Source organism: Cohnella laeviribosi DSM 21336, assembly GCF_000378425.1.
In the GTDB taxonomy this organism is placed as follows: domain Bacteria; phylum Bacillota; class Bacilli; order Paenibacillales; family Paenibacillaceae; genus Cohnella; species Cohnella laeviribosi.
Genome location: NZ_KB899834.1, coordinates 1 through 21,741, shown reverse-complemented (window position 1 = coordinate 21,741; position 21,741 = coordinate 1). Strand labels below are relative to the sequence as shown.

Sequence of the window (21,741 nt, the reverse complement as noted above, 5' to 3'; positions counted from 1 at the left end):
TGTTTTTTTCACAAATAATCCTCCATCCCCGCTGCCGCCAATAAAAAAAGCCGGGTCCGACAACCCGGCAAGACGTTGCATAACGATGCTCATAAAATCGGTTTCGAGAAATGCCCCCGCTGCGCCCGGAAACCGCCGCTCACCCCAAGTAGCGATGCGTCTCGGCTCCCTTTACGCCGGCAGCGACTCGGAAGACGGCTCCGGAGAGCGGATGCGCGCGCAGCTCGTCTTCGCTTAGGCCGATCCGGGCGGTTGTGATGAACAGCTCGTTGCGCTCGCTGCCGCCAAAGACGCACGAAGTCACAAGGGGGACGGGCAACCGGACGGACGCGAGCTTCCGGCCGGTTGCCGGATCCCAGCGGGCCACCTGGAACCCTCCCCAATGCGCGATCCACAGCTTTCCTTCCTCGTCGATCGTCATGCCGTCCGGCGCTCCTTCGCTTTCCGGGATTTCGATTGCCGTTCGCCGATTCCGGATGCTGCCGGTTTCCATCTCGAAGTCGAAGGCGGAAACCGTCCGCGTCGGCGTATCGATGTAATACATGACGGTGCCGTCCCTGCTCCAGCATAAGCCGTTGGAGATGCTGACGCCTTCCAGCATGACATCCAGACGCCCTTCCGCATTCAGACGGTACAGGAAAGAGGCCCCCGCGCGGTCCGAGAGCGAGGTCGTCCCCGCCCAAAACCGGCCCTTCGGATCGCACTTGCCGTCGTTAAACCGAAGATCCGGGTCCGGATTCTCCGGCAGCCCGATCGGCTTTAGGCTCCCCGAATCCGGGTCGTACGCGTAAATCCCGTCCTGCGCGGCCACCGCCAGCCCTCCGGACTGTCTCGGAACGACGGCGCCCACATATTGAGGGAACGCATAGCGGTTAAGGCTTCCGTCGGCAGGGCTGAATTTGTACACCCTTTTTTCCAAAATGTCGGTGAAATAAAGAACGCTCTCCTTTTCGTCCCAGGAAGGCCCTTCCCCGAGAACGGCCCTGATATCGATCAACACTTCCGGCTGATTCATCCTTACGCCTCCGTTTCTTCCCGGAAAGAGCCGCGTCATGCAGGTTGATCGGCTCCCTCCGGTTCAGCACACCTTTGAGTTGTACAACCGGGCGGACATGCCGCCGTCGATCAGGATTTCCGCCCCTGTAATCATTTCCGCCCCGTCGGATGCAAGGAAAACCGCCAGCCGTCCGATATCCTGCGGCGTGCTGATCCGGTTTCCCGCATGAACGAAGCGGACTTCCCGCTCCACCTCGGCGGCATTGCCGTCCTTGTTCAGCTACGCCCGATAGTGAGGCGTATCCGTAAATCCCGGACAGATCGCATTGACGCGAATGCCCGCTTTGCCCAGGCTGAGCGCCATGCTGCGCGTCATGCCATTGACGCCCGCCTTGGCCGCGGCGTAGATTTCGGTATCCGGCAGCGTGGCGAGCGCATGGTTCGATGAAATATTGAAGATCGCGCCCTTCTTCTGTTTTACCATATGTGCCGCGACATGTTTACTGCACAGAAACACGCCTCGAAGGCCGATGTTGATGACGTTGTCCCAATCCTCGGCCGTCGCTTCGAGCAGCGGTCGCATTATCGCAGCGTCCCCAAGGGCTAACCCGGTCGCGCACAGCGAATCCGAATTCCTCGCCACGGAAATGATATAAGCCGGGGGGGCCGGTCCAAAAACAATCGAATCGGCAGGAACACCGCTTCCATCTTTGTCCTTGACGATTCTATTTAGGGGAAGGTTTCATGCCAAACAACGCGGCCGTCGGGATTCGAACCGTACGCCTTGTACGGACCACTGGAACGCCCTCTACGGCGCCGCGAAAATCAACCTCGAAAAGTCGTACAGTTCCACCTTTACATCCTTCGACCTTTGACCCTACAATAGGCATATATTGGAATGAAGCGAGGGGGATAAACGATTCAACGGGCCACCAGTTACGGCTAAAATTTTCAAAGTTGTACATACAACAGACACACACAACAAGGAGTGCAGACTGAATGAAACGCCCATCGATCCGGTTTAACCGCATCCAGAACAAAATCGCTATCGGTTTTTTAATCGTCATCGTCTGCTTGGTCTTCGAAATCCTTAGCGTAACCAAACAGCTGTCGGCCTTTCAAAAGGAGACCGAGTTTATTGTCAATCACGATATGGAAGTACATAGCTTGGCCCAATCCATTGAGAAAGATCTTATCGATATGGAAACGGGACAGCGCGGCTTTGTCATCACTGGGGATACCAAATATTTAGACCCTTACTATAACGGGAAAAAGCGCTGGGCGGAACATTACGATTCCCTGTTTAAGCTTGTTGCCGATAACCCGAGCCAGCAGGACAAGCTGAAAGCCATTCAGAAGAACGTCGAAAACTGGATTCATGTCGCCGGCGAGAACGTGATCGCCATGAAGAGCGCGAATGACAACAAGGGAATTCAGCAATTCTTCCAAGAGGATCCGGGGAAAAAGGATATGGACGCTCTGCGCGAGCAGCTAGCCGATTTCCGCGCAACGGAAAAAAAGCTGACCGCGGAACGTGTCGCGGCGTTGGAAAAGAAGAACGACCAGCTTCAAAAACAGTTGTACGGATCGCTTGTGCTCGTGATTGCCGTCGCGGCGATTTCTTGTTATTTTACAGGCGCCTTAACGGCACGCAACGTGCGCAAGGTAGGCAGCGCCATCGCAGAAATCGCCTCTTCCGGCGGCGATTTAACAAAGCGAATCTCCGTGAAAACGAAAGATGAAACGAAGGATTTGGCCGATCAGACGAATTTGCTGCTGGCTAGCCTCCAAAGCATGATTGCCGACATTCAAGCAAGCACCGAGGAACTCAGGGGTTCCGCAAATTTGCTGAAGAACGGCGCAGAGGAGAGTTCCAAGGCGTCCGACCAAATCGCCCAGTCGGTTCAACGCGTAGCCCAAGGGGCGGAACATCAAGTATCCCAAACGCAAGAGATCTCCGCCATTATTCAGGAAACCGTATCGGGACTGGAGCAAGTGGCCTCCACTGCGACCGGCGTATCCGATCTTGCGCATCGTACGCAATCCATCGCCACGCAGAGCGCCAACGAAATGCGGCAGAACGCGGATAAAATCGGCCGCATCGAAACGATCTTCTCCGAGATCCAAACGTCCGCAGCGGAGCTTGGGCGCTTGTCCGAACAAATCCGGAACGTGGTAAGCCATATCCAAGAGATTTCAAACCAAACGAATCTTCTTTCCCTGAATGCCGCAATCGAAGCGGCGCGCGCCGGCGAACAGGGCCGCGGATTTGCCGTCGTTGCAGATGAAATCCGCAAGCTTGCTGACCAATCTGCGCGTTCCACTACTGAGATTAATGAAACGATTGAAACGATGCTGGACGGCATTAACGGGCTTGTCCTAAAAGTAGATAACGGCAGCACGGACGTAAAGAACGGCATCGATGCCATGATGAGTGCAGGCGAATCGTTCCGCACGATCATGGAAGAAGTAAATACCCTCAGCGCCCAAATCGTGGAGGTTGCTGCGACTGTAGAGCAAATGTCTGCCGGCAGTAAAGCCGTGGAAACGTCTGTCCGCGAAATTGCGAGGATTACGGAAGAAACCGCTTCGTTCTCCGAAGAAGTTGCAGCCATGACGGAAGAGCAAACGGCGACGAGCCAGGAGATGCTGCAAACCGCATTAAGGCTGAGGGAAATGTCGGATTCACTGCAAACGTTAGTCGGCAAATTCAAAGTATAAGCTCCGCCCGCCTGAAGGAGAGCCGAAGGGGAACCTGCCGAAAGCCGCGTCGTGATGCCGCTTCTGTGCATTCGCGGAATCTTTAGGGATCTGTGCGAATGCACAGACCGTACGATTATCCGTTCATAAGCTAAGGATGTGATGAACAATCACAGAAAATCAAACAGGTGGTGATTTCATGAGTTATCCTGTTGGCGGATATGGCGGATATGGCGGATATGGCGGTGGTCTCCGTGCCGCTGCATTCGTTCTCGTGCTCTTCATTCTGTTGGTCATCATCCTTAGGGCGGGAATCGGAATTTTCTAAGGTATCGCAACCTTTGCTTTCTCCCCATCAAGCTCGATTGAGCCTGATGGGCTTTTTTTTTTATGGGGGTTTCATGGCCGTCCCGCAACCGTCTCTCGTTCGTCGTGTACCCGTTGGTTCGTGTGCCCGACGCTCCGGCGCACTGCAGCGCCGCTGACCCGCTCCCGCGGGCCGGTTACCAAAAGCCGAACCTCCCCCCTCCAGAAAAAAAGCCGGTCTCCGCACGGTAAGCGTCATGCAAAAACGGCTTTATATTTCGCTTCTATTTTGCTCGTTTCCTCGCGCGCTTCGTACTGCTATCGCCATCATGCCAAACGAACCCGGCTCGCCTGCGCATGACCGATCCGACCGGGAAGAGCACGGTCATGACAGCGGGTCCGGCGCTCGTCCCGCGGCCGTATCCGCTCGCTCCGCCGGACGGCCTGCCGGGGTCATCACCCGGTCCAAAATCAGCCGTTCGAAATGAACGAAGCCGTTGTCTCTTTCGCGCGGTCTGGCCAGCGTGACCGGCAAGTCCATCGCGATACGTCCTTCCTCGATCAGGACGACCCGATCCGCCAGCGCCACCGCTTCGCTGACGTCGTGGGTAACCATCACAGCCGTGAATCCCCGCTGCAGCCACAGCTGTTCGATCAGCCGCTGCATTTCAATGCGCGTCAGCGCATCGAGCGCGCCGAGCGGCTCGTCGAACAGCAGCAGGCGGGGATTGCCGACAATCGCGCGGGCCAGCGCGACGCGCTGACGCTGACCGCCGGACAGGACGGACGGCCAATCGCCCGCCCGGTCCTGCAGACCGACCAGCTCCAGCGCGGCATAGGCTTTCCTCTTCGCGCTCTTCGCATCCGAGCCGACGACGCCGATGCGGACGTTGTCGAGCACGCTGTTCCACGGCAGCAGGCGAGCTTCCTGGAACATGAACCGCGTGTCCGGACTGATGCCGTCAACCGGCTTGCCGTCCCGTTCGAGCGTGCCCGAGCTGGCGTTGTCCAGACCGGCGATCAGCCGGAGCAGCGTGCTTTTGCCGCAGCCGCTGCGGCCGACGACGGCGACAAACTCCCCCCGCCGGATCGACAAGCGGATATTCTGCAGCACCGGCTTGCCGCCGAAGCTTTTGGCAACGCCGTCAAGCTCGACGGACATGCCACTCTCCTGCTTTTGCGAAAGCCTCGCCTCTTCGTCCGCAAGCGGCGTTTCGCCGGCGGCTTCGTTCAAATTCAGGAAGTCTTTGACGGCGAGGCCTCCTTGCCGAAATGCGGATGCCACTTGAGCCATCTCCTTTCCAGCCATTTTGCGATCAGGTCGGACAACTTGCCGAGCAGCGCATAAAGCAGAATGCTGAGCACGACGACGTCAAGCTGGAAAAATTCCCTCGCGTTCATCGCCATAAAGCCGATCCCCGCATCCGCCGCGATCGTTTCGGCCACGATCAGGGTAAGCCACATGATGCCGAGCGAAAAACGGACGCCGACCAGAACGGAAGGCAGCGCCCCGGGCAACACGACTTTGCGGTAAAGCCTCCACCCGCGCAGCCCGTACACTTTGCCCATCTCGATGAGGCCGGGATCAACGGACCGTATCCCGTGCAGCGTATTGAGATAAATCGGAAACAACACGCCGAGCGCGACCAGAAAAATCTTCGCCTTCTCTTCGATTCCGAACCAGGCAATCACCAACGGAATCATCGCCAGATGGGGGATGTTCCGAATCATCTGGATCGTGGAGTCGGTCAGCTTCTCGAAGAGCGGAATGACGCCGTTCAGAAGGCCCAGCAAAAAACCGATCGAACCGCCGACCGCAAATCCGATGAGCGCCCGCCAGGTGCTGACGAGGATGGCATGCGTCAATTCTCCGTCGCGCAGCAGATCGAAACCGGCGGCAAGCACCTGATACGGCGTCGGAAGCGTCCGTTCTGGAATCCAGCCGATGCCGCCGAGCAGTTGCCAAACGGCCAGGACGGCCAGCGGGATATACCAAGGCAGCGCCCGGCTCGCGCGCCGGAACAACCCTCGTGTTACGCGATGCATATTGATTTTCCTCCTACACAGGGGGCGGATACCCGCCGGTCGGTAAGCGGATATCCGCCGGTCAATGAGCGGATGCCCGCAACGAGGCCGATCGGCGGCCGCTATTCTTTTACGAGCACCAATCTAGCGCCCAGGGCATCGGCCGGATCAATCTGGACGGCGCCCGAAATGGGGGACCGGGTGATTCGAATCCCCTGGCCGGCCAAGTAGGAAGCCGCGCCGTCCAGATCGGGAACCGTAAGGACGACTCCCCGCACCCCATATTTTCGCAGCGACACAAAGTCATTTAACGGGCTGTCCGGGGAATTCGGGGCAATGACTTCAAGCTGCCCTTGCGCGAGGGGGAAGAATATCCGGTCTCCCTGGCGGCTGGGGCAAACGGACTGCTCCCCGACGCGGGAGAGCCCGTAGCCGTCGCGGAAATAGGCTTCGCCCTCTTCGAGCGAAGGGAAGACCACCTCGAGGCGTTCGATACGCCCATAACCGAGCGGATGCGATTGTGGCGGATGGTCGCCGAACAGCTTGAGACGCTTTTCTTCATCGGTGCTGTCATGCTGAATCAAGAAAGGGTTCACCCTTTCGCCGCCGGACACACGGCTGCTCCGCCAGCCCCGGCGCTTCGCTCCCGAAGTCACCAGTTCCCCTTCCTGCGGTTCCTCGGCCTGAAGCGATGTGATCCCTTCGGCATTGCGGGATCTGAACCGGGCCACGTCCGCATCCAGATCGCTGCTGCCGAAAGCGAACGTAAAGAGTCCGGGGCCGTTTTGGTCCAAATGACGGACCAGCTCCGGCCATGCCGCCGTCCGGTCGTGCACGGCGATCAGTTCCAAATACCCGTCCTCCAGCACGACCAGCCGGTTGGCGGTTCCCCGGTCCGGATGCGTTCCACCTGCCGTGACATGGAAGCCCAGCTTCCGGTACTGTTCCGCCGCCGCATCCAGATCCGGAACGGCGATGAGCACGTGGTCAATATAGCGAATCGTCATAAAAGATTGCCTCCTTATCGAATCCATATCAAATCAGGCTTTCGTCAGCGAACGGTCGGACACGGCCTTCTCGCCGAAGTCCGCTGTTTTCCGTCCGCTATTCTCCATCCGCGGCTTCCCGCAGGGCCGCTTCGGCCAGCGACGCGAGGACGTTGTCATCCATGGGGGGATTGCTCAACCCGGCCCGGACGTCGCGGTAGTAGCGCTCCAGAGGCAGGCTGCGAAAAAGCCCGGAGATTCCGGCTATTCGCATCGCCCGATCCACGATCCGAATGGCGTTGTTCGTGGCCACCAGCTTGGCCGCTCCGAGCAACGGCACCAGCTTGTGCCTGCGCTCCGGTTTCTCCTCCTCCCAGCGTTGAGCCAGCGTATAGACAAGAGACCGGGCGGCGAGGAGGTCCACCTCGATCTTGCCCAGGTGCGCCCGGATATGGGGGACATCCGCGATCGGTCCCGGAAGGGTGCTGACCCTGCGGGTGAGCGTATGGTTCAGGATAAAGTCCCTAGCAGCCCGGGCGATGCCCAAGTAGACCGCAGGAATCAGCAGTCCCCAGCCGGCACCGCCCCCGGAGTAAACCTGGCACGTCCGGCCGGAGCCGAACGTCTCCACAAGCGCATCCGGAGGCAGCTGCACGTCTTCAAACACGACGTCGTGGCTGCCGGTTGCGCGCATCCCCAGCACGTCCCACGTCTCCTGGATGCGGACGCCGGGACGATCCATCGGCACCAGGAACCACCCACCGCCTTCTTCCCCTTCGATACCGGCCGAAACGACGGCGTAATCCAAGACCGGCGCCAGGGTGGTGAAGGACTTCTTGCCGGTGAGCACCCAGCCGGAAGACGTGCGGGCGGCCGTTGTGAAAGGCCGGCCGCCTCGGGAGGGGCTCCCGGTCTCGCTTTCGCTGGCCGCGGAGTTGATCAAGGCCCCCCGCTCAACCGCTTCCCGGCAGACCCGTTCAAAGACCGCGGCCGGCCAAGCGCCGGTCTCCGCAAGCTTGCCGATGAGGCTGAGATGCCATCCGATGGCCAAAGCGGTTGAACCGTCTCCCGAAGCAAGCCTCTCTTGGGCCAGCAAGGTTTCGGTCAGAGAGGCCCCCTCGCCGCCCCATTCCGCAGGAACGGTAAGGGCGTGGTAACCGGCGCTGCGTATGGCGCCGTAATGATCGTATGGGAAAGTATGGTTTCGGTCGTGCTCCTCCGCCTCCCGGGCAAACGCCCCGGCCAACCGCGCCGCAAGACCGAGGAACCGTTCTTGACGGGCAGTGCGGACAAAGAGGTCCTGATCTGTACTCATATCACCTTTCCTCCCAGATAAGCGCTTTCTACCAGCGGGTTGTCCAGCAATTCCGAAGCCGTCCCCCGCAGGGCTACCGTTCCGTGCCGGAGCACGTATCCGCGATGCGCGATTTGGAGCGCCGCCCGGGCGTTCTGTTCAACCATGAAAACGGTGGTGCCTTGCCGATTGATCGTCTGGATCAGCTCCAGCACCCGGTCCACCCACAGCGGGGAGAGGCCCATGGTAGGCTCATCCATGCAAAGAATGCGCGGGCGCCCCAACAGCGCCCTGGCCATGGCAACCATCTGCTGTTCCCCTCCGGAAAGGGTTCCGGCGACCTGATCCAGCCGTTCCCCGACCCGCGGAAAGAGATCCAGCATCTTTTCCAGATCCTCCGCCACCTGCCGGCGGTCCCGGCGAAGATACGCCCCCATGAGCAGGTTCTCCCGCACGGTCATGTAGGGGAACAGACGGCGGGCTTCCGGTACCGACCTCAGTCCCCATGCGACGCGCCTGGGCGTGCCCCAATGCGTGGCCTCCTCCCCGGCCAGGAACACGCGCCCTGTTCGTGGGCGAACCAGCCCGAAAATGGCTTTCATCGCCGTCGACTTCCCGGAGGCGTTGCCTCCAAGCAGGCAGGTGATCTCCCCTGCACTCACCGACAGACTGAGGTCAAAATGGACCTGAATCGCCCCGTAAAACGTATTGACATCCTGCAATTCCAGGATCGTTTCCATTCCGGCCGCCCCCTATGCCTGCTTCTGCAAGGTAACCGCGGAGTCCGGGACCGAATGGCCGGCTCCCCTCCTGCCGACGTACGCCTCTACCAGCCTCGGATCCGAACGCACGATTTCCGGCCGTCCGGACACCAGCACCTCGCCGGCATCCAACGCCACCACCCGGTCCGCAACCGCCATCACCAAGTCCAGCTTGTGTTCGATCAGCAGCATGCTCTGGCCCCGGCGCTGAAGGGTTTGAATAATTTCGGTCATTTCTTCGGTTTCCGTTGGATTCATGCCCGCGGTGGGCTCGTCGAGAAGCAGCACCTTGGGGCGGAGAGCCAACGCTCTCGCCAGTTCCGTCCGCCTTCGATTCGCGTAGGAAAGGGAATAGGCGGGTTGGTGAAGCCTCGGGATCAGCCGCTCCCCGAACAGCGACAGGATGTCCCGAGCCTCCTCCGTCAGCTCCGCTTCCCTCCGCCGGAAACGCCGGGGCTGGATGATGGACCAGGCGATCTCCCGAAGCGCCGCGAGCACGGATCCGGCCAGGCGAGATCCCGGGTCCGTCAGGCCGTGCAGCCGGGTATGGGCTCCCAGAAGCACGTTTTCCAGAACCGTAAGGTTGCCGAAGACGCGGCCGTTCTGAAACGTCCGGGCCAGCCCGTGGGCGGCCGCCAGATGGGCCGGGAGGCCGTCGATGCGATGTCCGTCCAGCAGGATTTCCCCCTCGTCGGGGCTATCTTCGCATGAAATCAGGTTAAACAGCGTGGTCTTTCCGGCTCCGTTCGGGCCGATAATGGCGACCGTTTCGCCTTCCTCGAGTTCGAGGTTGACTCCCCGCAGGGCGTGAAGACCGCCGAAACGCTTGTGCACGTTGCGCACGGACAGCAAGATCACGGTGACACCTCCAGACTCGGTCACGTCGCAGAGTTAAAAAGACCGTAAGGGCGAAACCGGAGCATTCCGATCAGCAAAAGACCGTAGAGAATGAAGCGAAACTCGCCTAAGAAGCGAATCGATTCCGGCAAGGCGATCAGAATGACGGCCCCCGCCACGGCGCCGACCGCGTTGTCCCGCCCTCCCAGGATGATCATGGTGAGCACCTGGATCGAGAGCGCGAAGGTAAACGTATCGGGCGCGATGTACGAATAGGAGTGGGCCAGCAGCACGCCGGCGGCAGCCGCAAAAAAGGCGCTCACCCCGAAAGCGATGGACTTGTACCGGGCGAGTCCGATGCCGAAGGCTCTCGCCGCCACTTCGTCTTCCCGCATGGCCCTAAGAGCCCGGCCCAGATGGGAACGGGACAGCCGGTGCACGACCCACACGCCGATCAGGAGAACGGCGAAGGCCAACAAATACATGCCGGCCGGAGACACGATCGGATAGCCGAAAAACCCCGGGGGCTGAATGTTGCTGATCCCCAAAGGCCCCTGGGTGACCCCTTCCCAGTTCAGGGCAATCAGGGAAATCGCCTCGCCCAGGCCCATGGTGGTGATGGCGAGGTACTGGCCTCGGAGCCGGAGGGCCGGGTAGCACAACAAGACGCCGATGGCCGCAGCCAGGAACGGGGAAACGAGCAGCGACAGGGAAAACGGCAAGCCGAGTCGGCTTGTCAGGATCGCGGACGCGTAGGCGCCCAAAGTCACAAACCCCGCATGGCCCAACGAAATTTGCCCGGTGGTGCCGGAGATCAGATTCAGGCTCACGGCCATCAGTCCGAAAACCCAGGCGATGGCCAGCACCTGCAGCGGATACGGATTCGACAAAAACAAAGGAAGCGCCATGGCCGAAACCGTGACCGCGGGCAGCAGCCACCGGGGGAACCGGAGCGGCCGGCCGTGGGGAATGAACGTGCCGGCGGTAGGCTCGGGGTTCAAGGCCCGCCGCGCGGAGATCAGCCCGTTGGGCCGGAATATCAACACGCCGATGAGCAGAACGATGGCCATCAGGTTTCGGAAGCTGGAGCCGAGCCACTCCACACTGAACGCCTCGGTGATTCCCAGCACGTAGGCGCCGAGGATCGCCCCCGGAACATTCCCCAAACCGCCGAGCAGGGCGGCGGTGGTTCCCTTAAGCGTAGCCGAAGCGCCCATGGTCGGGTAAATGTTGTTGAAGTACAGTCCCACAAGCAGGCCGCTGAGGCCCGCGAAGGCGCCGGCCATGGCAAAGGAAAGGCTGCTTACCCGGTTGACGTCGACCCCCATCTGGAGCGCCGCCTCGCGGTCCTGCGCCGTGGCCCGCACGGCCCATCCCGCCCGGGAACGGTACAAAAACAAATGCAGCAGCAGCGCCGTTCCGACCCCGGCCGCCAAGATGAACAGATCCAGAAACGAGACCGTGCCGCCGCCCAGCTTGAACTGCCATTGCGGCAGCGGGCTGCGAAGAGCTTGCGTCTGGGGCCCCCAGATGATCTGGGCTGCGTTGTCCATGATGAGCCCCGCCGCAATGGTGGTGAGCAGGAGAATCGTGCTTCCGGCCCGGGCGAAGGGCCGTACCGCCGCCCTTTCGACCAAAAGGCCGATCGCGGCGCTGCCGGCGAGCACCAGAAGAATCGCGGGAACAAGCGGCCAGTGCAGCCAGGCGATCGCCATCCACCCGATGTAGGCGCCAACCATGTACACAGAACCGTGGGCGAAATTGACCACGCCGGCCACCCCATAAATTTGCGTGATGCCGATCGCGGTCAGCGCATAAAGGTTGCCGATCACCAAACCGTTGAGCAGTTGGTCCCACATGGCGGCTTCATGTCCCCTTTTTTCGAAGTAATGAGAGCATCAAGGATTCCAAAGTTCGAACCGGCCGTTTTGGACCACTAGCGGAAGGAAGCGCGGATTTTGAAGCCGCCGGTCGGGCCCGAAGGAAGCTTTCCCGTAAAGCACCGTATCCAGGTCCTTGATGGACCCGAGCCCGTCCCGGATCGCCTTGCGGTCCGTGCCGTACTGCTCCATGACCTGCGCCAGAATCCGGACGCCGTCGTACGCCACCGCCGAAAACGAATCCGGATCTTCGTTGTGTTCCTTCTGATAGGCCTGAACGAAGCGCTGAACCTCCGGCCGCGGATCGCCGGGATAAAACCGGGTGGCGGTATAAACCCCTTCCACCGCCTCGCCGCCCAGCTTGATGAACTGCGGCGAATAGACGGAGCCGATGGCGACGACCGTCGTATCGAGGCCTACCGCATCGCGCTGCTGGGCGATGAGCGCTCCGTCGTTATAATAGGAAATCAAAATCAGGGCGTCCGGATTCGCGTCCCGCGCCTTGGTCAGAATCGGGCGAAAATCTTTTTCGTTGGAGAGATAGCCCTCCTGCACCACCACCTCCGCGCCCAGTTCCTTGGCTTTGCCGACAAACAGCTCGGTGGTGGTCTTGCCCCAGTCCGTGTTCAGGTACAGAACCGCCAGCCGCTTTTTGTTCAGCTTCTGCACGGCCAGAGCGGCCAGATAAGGGGCGTCGTCCTTCTGGTTGGAGGTGTTGCTCCAGATATAGTCGCCGGTGTTCGTGAAATCGGGGTGCGAGTTGGTGATGCCGAGCTGAACCAGCCCCGCCCGCTGATAGATGGGGGATGCCGCCATCGACGCCGGGGAGCTGAAGTCGCCGATCACCGCCGCGATTTTGGAATCGGCCACGAATTTCTGGGCTACGGCCGGCGTTTGCTTGGGATCGCTTTGGGTATCCTCGAACACATACTCGAGCTTCCGGCCTTTCACCCCGCCATTGGCGTTAATCTCTTTGAGAGCGAGGTCGATGCCCTTCCGCCATTGCTTGCCATATTCCGCATTATCGCCTGTCAGCGGTCCGCTGACGCCGATCACAACGGGCGACTTCGCTTCCTGCGCAGCGGAATCGGACGGAGTTGTGCTTGTGCCGCTGATGCCGCAAGACGTTAGTAACAATGTGAAAACGACAGAGGCAAGGGACACCGATCGGATGCGGGAAAAGAAACGTACGCGCGCAGACATGGGTTGCCTTCCTTTCTGCAGGGATTTCGAATCGACTCCGGTCAAGCGCTGGGCGCATTCGGGCCAAAGGACGCACCAAATGAACAAACCACTGGTAACGTAGCCCTCTCGCTTCCGTCTCCAGTGGTCTGGTCAACAAAAGTCCCAAAAATTTACTTTTCATCTATGCCTTGCACGATAAATTCGACTTACATGATAAATCCGATACGTTTAGTTGTCAATGACGAATATAATCCTTTGGATTTCCTTGACGTCTCCAAGAAAGACGGGTATACTCGCTGAAAAAGAGCCATAACGCCGACCGGAACGCTGGAGGCCCCGAAGAAGATTCAGAAGGGCTTCCGGCGTTCGGTTTTTTTTGGCGGCAGAGTTCAGCCGGACCAGACGAACTGGAGGCCCTCCCCTAGGGGAAAGGCCTCCGTATTTTTTCAGAAACTTCAAACAAACGAAGGAGGAAATGGCTGCATGAGCGGACTTCGAGAATATCTCGCCGAAAAAAACCAAGCCCTGCAAGCCCGCCGCGAGCGGATCAGAACCAATGGAGCGGAACCGGTTGCTTTGAGCGCTTCCGTCAAGGCCGAAGGACGAAGCGGGGTCAGGCGAATCCGGATTCGCGATTTTCAAATCCTGAGCGACAGCGACACCGACTTCGCCGGGTACAACCTCGGCCCTTCCTCGCCGGAACTTCAGCTAGGCGTCCTGGGCAGTTGCCTGACGCACATCTTCCTCATCCAGGCGGCCGAGCGCGGCGTATGGCTGGACAGCCTGGAAGTCGAAGTGACCGGCCAGCTCGATCCGCGGGCGAACCAGCCCGGTTTCGAGCACGTTCCGGTCTATCCGCACAACATCCGTTACCACGTACGGATCGTTTCGCCCGCCTCGGAAACGGAGCTGAAAGAGTTGCACGCGGCCGTCGAACGGTCCTGCCCTATCTTGAATCTGCTGGCGCAACCGCAGCAAATCGCCGGAACGGTCGAGCACGTCTCTCCCGAACAGGCCGCCGAAACGGCGTCTTAAGCGAACAGCCCTGAGATGGAAAATGGCGGACGCTTCCGGCCCGGAACATGCTTAACGAAGGCGAAGACGGCGTACCGCGAATCCGCACCCCATCTGCGCCGGCTGCTCGTTACGATGGACAAACAAGAGAGGGGGAGGGAAAGAAACATGCGATTCTCTCTGTTTTACAACTGCGACATCACGCCGGGCACATCGGTACGGGAACTCTACCGGGAGATTGAGGCCCAGGCGGTGCTGGCGGACCAGCTCGGGTTCGACGCCATTTATCTCGCCGAGCATCATTTCGAGGTTTACGGCCGTCAACCCGCGCCGTTGATCAGCTTGTCCCGGATTAGCGGCCTGACCCGGCGGATCGGTCTCGGTACGGCCGTCGTCGAGGCTCCCTACTATCAGCCGCTGCGCCTTGCCGAAGACGCGGCCTTGCTGGACGTCCTGTCCGGAGGCCGGGTGAGGCTCGGCATCGGTTCCGGCGCCCGCAATAAAGCCGCCGAATTTGCGAAGTTCGGCATTTCGATCGAGGAGAAAACGGGGCGGACGCTGGAGACCATTGAAATTCTGCGGCAAGCGTATGATCTGGGGACCGTTGATTTTGACGGCGATTACTACCGGTTCACGGATGTCGAGATTTGCCCCCGACCGTTCCGCAACGCCAACGATCTCATCTGGCTGGCCGCCAGCGACTCGACCGTCGAGCTCGCAGGCAAGCACGGCTATCGGTTGCTCGTCCCTCGGGTGGGTGCGGCCGAGCGCCATCGCGAGTGGATCGACCGCTACCGGGCCGCCTTGCAGGACCGGCCCGGCTGGGTCGCCCTACTGCGCTTTGTCTACGTCGCGGAGACCGCCCGGGAGGCGGAGGAGCAAACCCGCCGGACCTTTGCCCGTTATGCGCAGTACGACTGCGGGATCGCTTGGGACGGCCGCACCGGCACGCGCGAGTACAGGGACCTCATGAAGCAGATGAACATGGTGATCGGCTCGCCGGACGAGGTGGCCGAGCAACTGCAGCAGTGGCATGACGCGTTCGGCTTCGACGAAATCATCTGCCAGGTCTATGCGGCGGGAAGCGAGCACGCGGCGTCGTTGCGGGCCATTGAGCTGCTCGCCCGCGAGGTGATGCCGCGCTTGCAGTCGGCGGCAGCGGAACGGAGATGAAACAAGCAACGCCGCCGCGAGCGGCTTCGACCCTCGCGGCGGCCGTCGCAAAACCGCAGCGGGCACCTGCCGGACGCCTATCGGACAAGCTAGGGCTTGCGCGGCCGGCCGGTTCCCAACCGTTTAAGGAGGCTTGCATATGACCAAAAAGAATCCGCGTAAGGTCTCTTTGTTGATTCATCGCCTAATCCTGGCGGCGGGGATGATCGCTGTCGTGGGGTTGCTCGCTTCTTGCGGCGGAGGCGGTTCGTCGGCGCCGGCAACAACATCGCCGTCGAAAGCAGCGTCGCCGTCGGCTGCAGCGTCGCCGTCGGTTGCCGGCAAAATCCCGCCGAAGATTCGGATCGGCTTCCAGCCCCCCTACATCCCCGTCTTCGTCTTGAAAGACCAGAAGCTGGCGGAGAAGGCTTTCGGGGACCGATCCCCCGAAATCGAGTACAAACGGTTTTTGTCTCTCACCCCCATTACGGAAGCGATCTCTAGCGGCGCGCTCGATCTGGCCATCGGCGGCAATCCGGTAACCGCCATCGCTGCGGATCAGCCGATCCGCATTTTGGCCTTGACCGAGCGAAGCCCGAAAACCCACGCCGTTTTGGTGCGCCCCGATTCTTCCATCAAAAGCGTGGCCGATTTGAAGGGGAAGAAAATCGCCACGCCCATGGGCAAGTCGTACTTCTTTCCGCAAAAGGTACTCCAGAGCGCCGGCATCAAGGATTCCGAGGTCGATTGGGTCAAGCTCGAAAACGATGTGGGACGCTCGGCGTTCCTGAGCGGCTCCATCGATGCCTGGGTGACGTGGGACCCCTTTTACGCCGGCGCCGAAGTCAGTAAAGAGGCCGTGCCGCTCGTGGACGGCGAAGGGTATTTTCAGAACTACGTGGTGCTGTTCGGCAATGCCGACTTTGTCGACGCCTATCCCGACGCCGTGGCCCGATTTATCCAGGCGTACCGGCAAGCGCTCACTTGGGTCCAAGATCATCCCTCCGACGCGGTGCAGCTCTTTGCGAACGAAAACAAGGTCAGCACGGAAATCGCCGAGCTGACCATGAAGCGGCGCGCTTATCTGCTTTCCCCGCCCGACGTCGAAGACTTTGTCGCCGACAGCCGCGAGCAAGGAAAGTTTTTTGCCGAAATCGGAGTGACGAAGAAGGAACCGGATTGGGAAACCGCGATCGTACCGCAGATTGCGAAGTCGGTGCTCGATCCCTGACCCCGGCATTCCGCCTTCCGTCATGACCTCGAAGAGGGCCGCTCCTTCGCCGGACGGCCCTCTTCCCTGTTAGATGACGCCCGCCCCGCCCGAGCTTCAGCACCGGCGAACGGTGCGGTCGGCGGGATAGGAACGCTACGGCTCGCATGCGCCCAAGGTTGTCTATGGCCGCTTGGCGCCATAGGCCGTGCCGTTGTCGAACTGTTCCTGCCATTCGGGCGCCGCCGTTCCCGGCACTTTGCCCCCCAGTAGCCGGTCGTTGGTGCGTTTCATCCAATCTTCCACTTTGGCCCGAAGCTCCTCAAGCACTTCGCGGTAGTTCTCGTCGTCCGCCAGGTTGTGGCGCTCGAGCGGATCGTTTTCCAGATCGTACAGTTCTTCCGGCACGTTCGGCTTATAGTATTCCTCCCGCACGTCCTGGCCGGACAAGCTGCGGTGAATATCGAGCGGCAAATAGACCGACGGTCCGTCTTCGAAGTTGCGGATATACTTGTAACGTTCCGTTCTGACCCCGCGCATCGGGTGGTACCAGTCATGCCAGGTCAGCTCCGCGAAGAAGTGGTCGCGTACCGGCGCCTCCGCCTTGTTCGCGATTTTGCCCCAGAAGCTTTCGCCGTCAAGCCCTTCCGGGATCGGCACGCCCGCATATTCCAGCAGCGTGGGCATCAAGTCCACGTTGCAGAGCAAATCGTCCACGACGAGGCCGCTTTCGAGATAACCCGGGTGTCGCATGATCAGGGCCGTCTCCAGTCCTGCGTCCATAAGCGTCCCTTTTGCCCTCGGAAACGCGATGCCGTGGTCGGTCGTGTAAATCACCAGCGTATTCTCGGCCAATCCGGCCGCTTCCAACGCTTCAAGAATACGTCCGACCGCTTTGTCCAACGTTTTGACCGAACCGTGCAACAACGCCAAATCTTTCCGCACGTTCGGCGTATTCGGCAAATAAGGGGGAGGCGTGATCCGATCTTCCGGATCGGCGGCGGGCTCATATTCGTAAAAGTCCCGATGCGTCTCGAAAAAGCCGACGGAAGCGAAGAACGGGCGGTTGCCGTTGCCGCCGGCCCTTTCTTTCAGAAAGTCGGCGACCCGCTCGGCCACGTCGGGCGCACGGTCGCCCGGCACGGGCACGACTTTTTCATAGCCGAGTTTGTACGTGGAAGACGTGATCCGGCTTTCCGGTTCGCCAATCGTCTCATGGCTGAAGCCGATCAGCGCCGTTTCATATCCCGCTTTGCCCAGGCACATCGGCAGCGTCGTGATGGTCTCGCGCATGGAGAAGCCCAAATGGCTGAGTCCGATCATGCCGTGATTTTGCGGATAGAGGCCGGTGAGGATGCTTCCCCGGCTTGGACTGCACTGCGGCGCGGGACAGAAATACCGGTCGAAACGGATCCCCTGCTCCGCCAGTTTGTCGATGGCCGGCGTTTGAACCGGTTTTCCGTAGCAGCCGAGGTAGCGGCCCGTATCATGCGAAATCATGAACAGAATATTTTTGAATGGCACCAGTCATGTCTCCTTTGGCGGATAACGTATTATTCTTTCACCGCGCCGGAAGTAAGCCCGGAAATAATGCGGCGCTGGAAAAGAAGGACAAGAACGATGATCGGAACCGTAACCGTGACCGCAGCCGCCGATATTTCACCCCATGGAAACGTGAATTCGCCCTGGAACATGGCGATGCCGACCGGCACGGTCATCATCGATTCCTTCGTATTTATCGTCAGCGAGAACAAAAACTCATGCCAAGCATCCACAAATACGATGATGGCGGTCGTGAACAATCCGGGCGAAACGAGCGGAACAAGCACTTTGTAAAACACAACCAGCGCCGAGGCGCCGTCCATTTTGGCGGCTTCCTCCAACTCGTACGGAATGTTGCGAAAAAATGTCGTCATATACCAGATCGCGAGCGGCAACGCATAAGTCGTGTATGGAATCACCAAACCGGCATACGTATTGCGAAGGCCGGCGGACTGCATGAACAGAAACAGCGGCGAGATCGTCGCGATTTGAGGAAACATCGAGATCGCCAGCAGGACGCCGAGAAAGAGCGTTTTGCCGGGAAAATGCAGTCTGGCAATGGCGTAAGAGGCGAATGACGCAATGCCGAGCGTAACGGTCATCGTCAGAAGGCCGACCGCAAAGCTGTTCAGCAGATAGCGGCCGAACGGATGGTTGGCGAATACCGATACGTAGTTGTCGAGCGTGTATTCAGGCACGACGACGTCGAACGCATAACGGCCGTACAGATAAGCCGGCGCTTTCACGGAAGCCAGAAAGATCCAGACGAACGGAAACATGACGGCCGCCACGAAGATCGCGGTTGCCGCATAAAACGAATACCCTGCTTGCCTGTTCATTTCGATCCTCCTAACGAATGCGCCGGCTTAGCGTTTCGCCGCCCAGCAGTTTGACATACGCCATGCTGATCAGAAGCACGCATACAAATACGATGACCGAAAGGGCGGAACCCGCTCCGAAATTCAGTTCCGCGAACATGGTCTTGTAAGCGTAGATGGTGATCGATTCCGTCGAGTTGGCGGGTCCTCCGCCCGTCAATACATAGATAAGATCGAAGACGCGGAAGGCGTCCAACGTCCGGAACAACAAAGCGACAAGAAGGGTCGGCTTCAGCAACGGCAAAGTGATGTGAAAAAATTGCTTAAAGCGGCTTGCGCCGTCCACCTGGGCGGCTTCGTACAGAGCGGACGGAATGGTCTGCAGCCCGGCCAGCAGCAACAGCGCGACAAAAGGAGCCGTTTTCCACACATCTGCCAGAATCACCGAAGCCAAGGCTCCCGTCCGGGTAGAAAGCAGAGCGCTCATATCCGATACCAGGCCGATTTCCATCAAAAGCTTGGCCACGATCCCGTTCTGGCCGTCATACAAAAAATGCCAGATCATAGCCGATACGGCAGTCGGCGTCGCCCATGGGATCAAGACGGCCGCACGCACGAGGCCGCGTCCGCGAAACGTGCGGTTGATGAGCAGCGCGATCAGCAATCCGGCGAGCATTTCCAACGCGACCGAAATCGCGGTAAACAGCGCGGTGTTTTTCAACGCATCCCACAGCCGCGGTTCCGACAGCAATTTTTGATAATGGCCGAATCCTACATAATTCGGTACGCTGAACGATTGCAGCACCGAATTCGTCAATCCGATCGCATCGTCCGGCCGGGACAAAGCGCCGCCATCCTTCAGCGACTGAACCGATTGCTTGATGTCGGACAACTGCTGCCGCATTCGTACCGCTTTATTTCGGTCCAAGCGGATTTGTTGCAGTTCGGCCGGCACCGGCTGGAAATTGTCCAACAGCTCGTTGACGTCATCCAGACGCTTCTTGAACGCCGCGTCTTCCTTCAATTCTTCGTTGACGCGAGACAGCCGGTCCGCCAGTGCCGACAGCTCGGATTGCCGATCCCCTTGCGCGGCTGCGGCTTCTTTCTTCAAAAGCGACAGCAGCAAGGCCGTCGACTCCGCATATTTTTCTACATTGACGCTATAGGACATGTTCAGTTGATTTCGTTCCGGATCGTTAAGCCGCAAATCGTACAGGCTGATCCAGAAGGTACGGATCAGCGGCCAAATGGCGACGGCGGCAATCATCAGCACGGCCGGCAGAATCATGGCGTAAGCCGTCCATGTCCTCGCGAGTGTTCGGTTTCCGAATCGCATCAAGCCCCTCCCTGCTTCCGCCTTCCCCCGACAAAATGAAGAGCCGTGCCAAGCGGCTCCTCATTCGTCAGGGACGTGCATTCCGTTATTGCCCGATGACCTCGTTAATCTGTTTCTCCAGGTTGGCAAGCGTTTGTTCAGGCGTCTGCTCGCCGGCGATCGCCTTGGAAACCTCGATTTGAATCAGGCCCGAAATTTTCGCGTAGTCCGGGGTCATGGCACGCGGGATCGCGCTTTTCAGTCCGTTTACAAAATCGCGGTTGGCGAAAAGCGGGCTCGCCTTCTGCACCTCAGGATCGTCAAACAGCTTGAGGTTCGTCGGAGTCTGCGTGCTGTTGACGGCTATGATTTTTTCGCCTTCCTCGCTGATCAGGAACTTAAGAAATTCCCAGGCTTCCTTCGGATGCTTGGAATACTTGCTGATCGCCCCGAACCAGCCGCCAAGCGCGGCCGCCGAACGGACATCGCCCGAAGGCAACGGAGCGATGCCGACCTTCCCGACCACTTTCGATTTGGCCGGATCGTTCGCTTGCGCGTACATGGCCGGCCAGTGGCGGGCGAATACCGCGCTGCCTTCGATAAAGGCGTTCAGCGTTTCTTTCTCGGTAAAGGTGTTGATATTCGATGGAACCGCGGAGGACGTATAAATGTCGATCAGCTTCTTAAGGCCTTTCAACGCTTCCGGGCTGTTTACCGCCGCCTTGCCGTTCTCGTCCAGAATGGATCCGCCATAAGCGCCTACCAATTCCGTAAAAGCGACCGTCAGTCCTTCGTATTGCTTGCCTTGCGATACGAAGCCGTATTGCGTGCCGCCCTGGCCTTTGAGCTTCTCGGCCTGTTCCAACAGCTCATCCCAAGTCTTCGGCACTTCCTTCACAATATCCGTCCGGTAATAGAGCAGCCCCGAATTGTTGTAACGGGGAAGCGCCCACTGCTGGCCGTTGTAATTGCCTGCGCGAACGCCGCCTTCGAGATACTGGCTGAGATCGATGCCGTCGTTCTCGATATACCGATCGAGAGGAAGCAGAAATCCGGCCTGCGCAAATTCCGCCGGCCACACGACGTCCAGGTTGATCACGTCGAGTTCCGGCGATTGGCCGCCCAGAATGGTCACCAATTGATCGTGCATCTGCGTGGAATCGTTGGGAAATTCCCGCAATTCGACATCGATCTCCGGATGCTTCTCCTCGAAAGCGGCGATCAGCTTTTTGGTGCCTTCCGTCTGATCCGCGCCTTGGCTGAATACGATCTTCACCTTGGAACCGGACGAACCGCCGCCGGTCTCCTGTCCCTGCGCGTTCGCCGATGCGCTTCCGGCCGGATTCGCCGCGTCGTTCGAAGTGCCGCATCCCGCCAGCAGCCCTCCCGCCAGCGTGACGGCCAAACCGAGTTTCCACCCATTTTTGAACATTGCGATCTCCTCCCACTATTATTTAATGTTTTCTCGCGTTTTCTCACTCGTTCTTAGATTTTCAACCATCGACCATCCTGAAAGATGGATAAGTCATGTAGCTATGACATAATTTTCTGGAGGAGCCGGAGGCGGGAATAGAGGTTGGGACGCTGTTCCCAATCTATGGATGAGTCGTATGACCGCACTCTGGATATCCACTCTATTCCCCCGACGGCTTACCCTCCCATGTCACGCTGGGTCTTAGCCCTTACATTCCTTCGTTCTGCCTCTCGAGGTGTGGACGCC

18 protein-coding genes and 1 pseudogene are annotated in these 21,741 nt (G+C 59.4%); 5 read left to right on the top strand and 14 right to left on the bottom strand.

Annotated features, from left to right (window positions below):
- Positions 1-139: 139 nt before the first annotated feature.
- Together F560_RS0115750 and F560_RS24235 are read right to left on the bottom strand one after the other, a co-directional pair.
- A complete protein-coding gene (locus F560_RS0115750) occupies positions 140-1,015 on the bottom strand; it encodes an SMP-30/gluconolactonase/LRE family protein (RefSeq protein ID WP_019006716.1) in 876 nt (291 codons plus the stop codon).
- 63 nt (positions 1,016-1,078) lie between these two features.
- Positions 1,079-1,579: pseudogene (locus tag F560_RS24235) on the bottom strand (SDR family NAD(P)-dependent oxidoreductase).
- Positions 1,580-1,995: 416 nt separating this feature from the next.
- Here F560_RS24235 and F560_RS0115740 point away from each other — a divergent pair.
- Positions 1,996-3,717 carry a methyl-accepting chemotaxis protein gene (locus F560_RS0115740; RefSeq protein ID WP_019006713.1) on the top strand — a complete coding sequence of 574 codons (1,722 nt, stop codon included), beginning with the start codon at positions 1,996-1,998 and terminating at the stop codon, positions 3,715-3,717.
- Positions 3,718-3,895: 178 nt separating this feature from the next.
- Complete coding sequence (locus tag F560_RS26265; protein ID WP_019006712.1) at positions 3,896-4,024, top strand: hypothetical protein; 129 nt, start codon at positions 3,896-3,898, stop codon at positions 4,022-4,024.
- A gap of 363 nt (positions 4,025-4,387) precedes the next feature.
- Here the strand turns inward: F560_RS26265 and F560_RS23425 are convergent, their stop codons facing one another.
- The 8 genes from F560_RS23425 to F560_RS0115695 all read right to left on the bottom strand — a co-directional run bounded on the left by F560_RS23425 (position 4,388) and on the right by F560_RS0115695 (position 12,988).
- Positions 4,388-5,164: an ATP-binding cassette domain-containing protein gene (locus F560_RS23425; RefSeq protein ID WP_033396272.1), complete on the bottom strand. Its 777-nt coding sequence runs from the start codon at positions 5,162-5,164 to the stop codon at positions 4,388-4,390.
- Positions 5,165-5,238: 74 nt separating this feature from the next.
- On the bottom strand, positions 5,239-6,048 hold the full coding sequence (gene ssuC / locus F560_RS0115725; protein ID WP_033396267.1) for an aliphatic sulfonate ABC transporter permease SsuC: 810 nt from the start codon (positions 6,046-6,048) through the stop codon (positions 5,239-5,241).
- A 101-nt stretch (positions 6,049-6,149) separates the two neighbouring features.
- Positions 6,150-7,034 carry a VOC family protein gene (locus F560_RS0115720; RefSeq protein WP_019006709.1) on the bottom strand — a complete coding sequence of 295 codons (885 nt, stop codon included), beginning with the start codon at positions 7,032-7,034 and terminating at the stop codon, positions 6,150-6,152.
- Positions 7,035-7,131: 97 nt separating this feature from the next.
- Positions 7,132-8,328, bottom strand: a complete 1,197-nt coding sequence (locus F560_RS0115715; RefSeq protein WP_019006708.1) for an acyl-CoA dehydrogenase family protein — start codon at positions 8,326-8,328, stop codon at positions 7,132-7,134.
- Entirely contained in the window at positions 8,325-9,047 is a 723-nt protein-coding gene (locus tag F560_RS0115710; RefSeq protein WP_019006707.1) for an ABC transporter ATP-binding protein, read from the bottom strand. Before F560_RS0115710 ends, F560_RS0115715 begins: the two co-directional genes overlap by 4 nt.
- Before the next feature lie 12 nt (positions 9,048-9,059).
- Positions 9,060-9,926, bottom strand: coding sequence for an ABC transporter ATP-binding protein (locus F560_RS0115705; RefSeq protein ID WP_019006706.1), 867 nt, complete (start codon positions 9,924-9,926; stop codon positions 9,060-9,062).
- 20 nt (positions 9,927-9,946) lie between these two features.
- Entirely contained in the window at positions 9,947-11,764 is a 1,818-nt protein-coding gene (locus F560_RS0115700) for an ABC transporter permease (protein ID WP_019006705.1), read from the bottom strand.
- Positions 11,765-11,803: 39 nt separating this feature from the next.
- Complete coding sequence (locus F560_RS0115695) at positions 11,804-12,988, bottom strand: ABC transporter substrate-binding protein (protein ID WP_026298327.1); 1,185 nt, start codon at positions 12,986-12,988, stop codon at positions 11,804-11,806.
- A 465-nt stretch (positions 12,989-13,453) separates the two neighbouring features.
- On the opposite strand from F560_RS0115695, the gene F560_RS0115690 reads away from it, so the two are divergent.
- From F560_RS0115690 to F560_RS0115680, 3 genes are all read left to right on the top strand, one after another.
- Positions 13,454-14,005: an OsmC family protein gene (locus F560_RS0115690; protein ID WP_019006703.1), complete on the top strand. Its 552-nt coding sequence runs from the start codon at positions 13,454-13,456 to the stop codon at positions 14,003-14,005.
- 147 nt (positions 14,006-14,152) lie between these two features.
- Positions 14,153-15,157 (top strand): LLM class flavin-dependent oxidoreductase, encoded by a 1,005-nt coding sequence (locus tag F560_RS0115685; RefSeq protein WP_019006702.1) that lies wholly within the window; start codon positions 14,153-14,155, stop codon positions 15,155-15,157.
- A gap of 139 nt (positions 15,158-15,296) precedes the next feature.
- Positions 15,297-16,367: an ABC transporter substrate-binding protein gene (locus tag F560_RS0115680; RefSeq protein WP_019006701.1), complete on the top strand. Its 1,071-nt coding sequence runs from the start codon at positions 15,297-15,299 to the stop codon at positions 16,365-16,367.
- Between the two features lie 162 nt (positions 16,368-16,529).
- Here the strand turns inward: F560_RS0115680 and F560_RS0115675 are convergent, their stop codons facing one another.
- From F560_RS0115675 to F560_RS0115660, 4 genes are all read right to left on the bottom strand, one after another.
- Positions 16,530-17,870 (bottom strand): sulfatase family protein, encoded by a 1,341-nt coding sequence (locus F560_RS0115675; protein WP_019006700.1) that lies wholly within the window; start codon positions 17,868-17,870, stop codon positions 16,530-16,532.
- 29 nt (positions 17,871-17,899) lie between these two features.
- On the bottom strand, positions 17,900-18,727 hold the full coding sequence (locus F560_RS0115670) for a carbohydrate ABC transporter permease (RefSeq protein WP_019006699.1): 828 nt from the start codon (positions 18,725-18,727) through the stop codon (positions 17,900-17,902).
- Positions 18,728-18,737: 10 nt separating this feature from the next.
- A complete protein-coding gene (locus tag F560_RS0115665; protein ID WP_019006698.1) occupies positions 18,738-20,042 on the bottom strand; it encodes a carbohydrate ABC transporter permease in 1,305 nt (434 codons plus the stop codon).
- An 85-nt stretch (positions 20,043-20,127) separates the two neighbouring features.
- Positions 20,128-21,453 carry an ABC transporter substrate-binding protein gene (locus tag F560_RS0115660; protein WP_019006697.1) on the bottom strand — a complete coding sequence of 442 codons (1,326 nt, stop codon included), beginning with the start codon at positions 21,451-21,453 and terminating at the stop codon, positions 20,128-20,130.
- Positions 21,454-21,741: the final 288 nt, after the last annotated feature.